The organism is Vibrio sp. D173a (assembly GCF_030248475.1).
In genome coordinates this window covers 1-773 of sequence record NZ_JAHGAH010000532.1, presented here as the reverse complement: position 1 = coordinate 773, position 773 = coordinate 1, and the positions used below count along the sequence as shown (strand labels likewise).

General features: G+C 46.4%; 1 protein-coding gene and 1 pseudogene. One reads left to right on the top strand and one right to left on the bottom strand.

The annotated features are described in order from the left end of the window. Positions 1-64 precede the first annotated feature (64 nt). Positions 65-517, top strand: a complete 453-nt coding sequence (locus tag KIV40_RS27310; RefSeq protein WP_285352332.1) for a MarR family winged helix-turn-helix transcriptional regulator — start codon at positions 65-67, stop codon at positions 515-517. Positions 518-577: 60 nt separating this feature from the next. Here KIV40_RS27310 and KIV40_RS27305 read toward each other — a convergent pair. Continuing rightward, a pseudogene (locus KIV40_RS27305) lies at positions 578-773 on the bottom strand (GntR family transcriptional regulator); the annotation flags it as partial.

The following is a 773-nucleotide window of genomic DNA, read 5'->3' as shown; positions in this document are numbered from 1 at the left end:
GGGAATCTCTTGTAAACATAATACTATCCTAATGAAAACAAAGCCGAAAGTAGAATAGGCAAGTATGAAAGATCAGAAGATTTCTCCGATATCCGTGTTGGATCAAAGCCCGATGTTTGTGTGCAGCGTGATGAACCGAACCTTCCGTAATCGTGCCCAAGCAGAGCTATCGCGTCAGGACTTAATGACGTTAGAAATGGCGAGTGCCTTAGCTGCGTTGGAAGAGTTTCAGCCAATGAGCCAGCAAGAGTTAGCGGATGCGGTTCTAACGGAGCGAAGCGTCGCAAAACGCATGGTGGATAACTTAGAGAAGCGCGGCTTTGTTCAAGTATCTAAGTGCGAGACCAATCAAAGACTGAAGATTCTGACGTTCACCAAAGAAGGGGTAGAAGCGGTACGCAAAGTGCACCGCATCATGACTAACCTCAAGCAAGATTTTTTCTCTTGTCTGACGGAAGAGGAATCCGACGAATTCTTCCGTTTGGTCCGTAAAATGACATTAGCCAATCACCCTTAATTCTTTATTTTTAGATGATGGCGAGCCACTTAGCTTTCTGTGAGGAAGCGGTTCGCCACTTCAGCTTCTTGCTTCTTGCTTCTTCATTAATTGATGCGCAGTCAGCATGTGCTGTTCCATGATGTGCTTGGCTTTCGACGCATCGCCTTTACGTAATGCTTCCACCAATGAACGTTGGCTTTGCACGCCCGTGTGCCACAGCTTGTGGTTACCCTGTCTCTTGATCACAAGTCTAGTGATCAAGAGACATTGCGAG